The 2819-nt window shown below is 75.6% G+C and carries 3 protein-coding genes; all 3 read left to right on the forward strand.

Going from position 1 to position 2819, the window contains the following annotated elements:
- Window positions 1–388, forward strand: a 388-nt coding sequence (locus HGA02_RS15480; protein WP_168679955.1) for an aminotransferase class I/II-fold pyridoxal phosphate-dependent enzyme, incomplete at its 5' end; no start/stop codon positions are given.
- A 208-nt stretch (window positions 389–596) separates the two neighbouring features.
- Window positions 597–1619, forward strand: a complete 1023-nt coding sequence (locus tag HGA02_RS15485; RefSeq protein WP_168679957.1) for a putative F420-0 ABC transporter substrate-binding protein — start codon at window positions 597–599, stop codon at window positions 1617–1619.
- Window positions 1616–2695 carry a putative F420-0 ABC transporter permease subunit gene (locus HGA02_RS15490; protein ID WP_168679959.1) on the forward strand — a complete coding sequence of 360 codons (1080 nt, stop codon included), beginning with the start codon at window positions 1616–1618 and terminating at the stop codon, window positions 2693–2695. The genes HGA02_RS15485 and HGA02_RS15490 overlap by 4 nt, the downstream gene beginning before the upstream one ends.
- Window positions 2696–2819 lie beyond the last annotated feature (124 nt).

A 2819-nucleotide genomic window follows, 5' to 3' on the forward strand; every position in this document is an offset into this window, starting at 1 on the left:
CGTCGCGCGCCGCATGCTCGGCCCCGGCTGGACCAGCCGCCTGCTGCAGCACGTGCTCGTCGACCTGCTCACCGACCCCGCCGCGATCGACGCCGTCGCGCACGCCCGCCGCGTCTACTTCGCACGTCGCCGTGCGCTCACGACCGCGCTCGCGACGCTCGACGTGCACGTCGACGGCGGCGACGGCATCAACCTGTGGCTGCCGGTGCACGACGAGCGCACCGCGCTCCTGCGGCTCGAGGCCGCGGGGATCCGCGCGGCGCCTGGCACGCCGTTCGTCGCGAACGGCGCCGACGACCAGGCCCCGCACCTGCGCGTCACGGTCGGCCTGCTCTCCGACGACGTCGCCGAGGTCGCCCAGGCACTCGCCCTCGCCGCGCGGCCGTGACCCCGCAGGTCGCACCGCGGACGCCAGGTTGCGGAACCGGTGCCGCAGCGGCCTAGGGTGGGAGCAGGAACCCGGTCCTGCTGACCGGGTCGAGCCGCCCGGCACTCGGCGGCCCTCCGGGGTGCGACGTGCACCCGTCCCGTCGTGCGCAGCGCAGCGCACCCCCGCCCGTGCAGGGGTCGCCCCTGCGTCCAGTCCCGGAGTGCCGATGCCCCGCCCCACCCGCCGTCTCCTCGTGCCCCTCGTCGCCGTCGCCGCGCTCGCGCTCGGGCTGTCGGCGTGCGCGTCCGACGCGTCGGGCACGTCGTCGCCGACCGCTGCCGCGTCGCAGCCCGGCGGCTTCACGCCCGTCGAGCTCGACAACTGCGGCACGCCCGTCACCGTCGACGCCCCGCCGGAGCGCGTCGTGACCGTCAAGTCCACCTCGACCGAGATGCTGCTCGCGCTCGGCCTGGAGGACCGGGTCGTCGGCACCGCGTTCGCCGACGGACCCGTGCCGGAGGAGTGGGCCGACGCGTACGACGCGATCCGCGTCGTGTCCGACAAGGTTCCGGGCCAGGAGGCGCTGCTGGCGCTCGAGCCGGACTTCGTCTACGCGGGGTGGGAGTCGAACTTCTCCGCCGACGGGGCCGGTGACCGTGCCGGTCTCGCCGCGCTCGGGATCGGCACGTACGTCTCCCCCGCCGCGTGCAAGGAGGAGGGCTACCAGCCCGACCCGCTGACGTTCGACGTCGTCGAGGACGAGATCCGCGAGGTCGCGTCGCTGTTCGGCGTGCAGGACCGCGCCGAGGAGCTCATCGCCGCGCAGCGCGACACGCTCGCCGAGGTCGAGCAGCCCGCCGAGCCGACGACCGCGCTCTGGTACTCGTCGGGCACCGACAGCCCCTACGTCGGCGCGGGGATCGGCGCGCCGCAGATGATCCTCGACGCCGCGGGGCTCACGAACGTCTTCGGCGACGTGCACGACACGTGGACGTCGGTCGGGTGGGAGCAGGTCGTCGCGGCCGACCCCGACGTCATCGTGCTGGTCGACGCGTCGTGGAACACCGCCGACAGCAAGATCGCGCTGCTCGAGTCGAACCCGGCGACGTCGCAGCTCACCGCGGTGCGCGAGAAGCGGTACGTGACCGTCCCGTTCGCCGCGACCGAGGCCGGGGTGCGCAACGCCGAAGCCGTCGCGTCGATCGCCGAGCAGGTCGCCGCGCTGGACGACGCACCGGACGAGGGGTGACGACGACGACCGCCACCGTCCCCCGCACCACCGCGCCGCTCGCCCCGTCGACGGCGGCGCCTGCGCGCACCCGGCTCGCGCTGCTCGTGGCCGTCGGCCTCGCGGCGCTCGTCGGCACGGTCCTCGTGACCGTGACCATCGGACCGGCCGACCTGGGCGTCGGCGAGGTCGCGCGCAGCATCGCGGCGCACGTCGGGTTCGACGTCGCGCCCGTCGCACCGCTGCACGACGCGATCGTCTGGGAGCTGCGCCTGCCGCGCGTCCTCACGGCCGCCGCCGTCGGCGCGGGGCTCGCGCTCGCCGGTGCCGTCATGCAGAGCCTCACGCGCAACCCGCTCGCCGACCCGTACCTGCTCGGGCTGTCGTCGGGTGCGTCGCTCGGAGCGGTCGCCGTGCTGGTCGTCGGCGTGGCCGTGCTGCTGCCGGTCGCCGCGTTCGTCGGGGCGATGGCCGCACTGGTCGCGACGCTCGCGCTCGCTCGCTCGGGCGGCACGCTCACCCCGGGCCGCACCGTCCTCGCCGGGCTCGCGGTGTCGCAGCTGTGCGCGGCGGGCACGTCGTTCGTCATCTTCTGGACCGCGACCGGCGACTCGTACCGGGAGATCCTGTCGTGGCTGCTCGGCTCGCTCGCGGGCGCGACGTGGTCGTCGGTCGCGATCGCGGGTGGTGCGGTGCTCGTCGTCGGGACGCTCGTCGTGCTCGCCGGCGTCCGGCTCGACGCGTTCGCGTTCGGCGACACGGCCGCGGCGGCGCTCGGTGTCGGCGTCGACCGGACGCGGTGGACGCTCATGACGCTCGTCGCGCTGCTCACGGGCGCGATGGTCGCGGTCAGCGGCGCGATCGGGTTCGTCGGGCTCGTCCTGCCGCACGCCGTCGGGTCGCTCACCGGCCCCGCGCACCGCCGGCTGCTGCCCGTTGCCGCGCTCGCGGGTGCGGTGTTCCTCGTCTGGGCCGACACGCTCGCGCGCACGCTCTTCGACCCGCGCGAGCTGCCCGTCGGCATCGTCACCGCACTCATCGGCGTGCCCGTGTTCGCGGTGCTGCTGCGCCGGGGACGGGGGTCGGCGTGGACCTGACGATCAGCGGCGTCGGCACGCGGCTCGGGGGCCGGTGGGTCGTCGACGGCGTCGACGCGACCCCGCCGCCCGGCCGCCTGACCGGGCTGCTCGGCCCGAACGGTGCGGGCAAGACGACGCTGCT

The sequence above is a fragment of the Cellulomonas septica genome (assembly GCF_012396155.1).
Taxonomy (GTDB): Bacteria; Actinomycetota; Actinomycetes; order Actinomycetales; family Cellulomonadaceae; genus Cellulomonas; species Cellulomonas septica.

Coding starts and splice junctions, on each gene's coding strand:
- HGA02_RS15485 (WP_168679957.1), top strand. CDS start 597: ATGCCCCGCCCCACCCGCCGTCTCCTCGTGCCCCTCGTCGCCGTCGCC.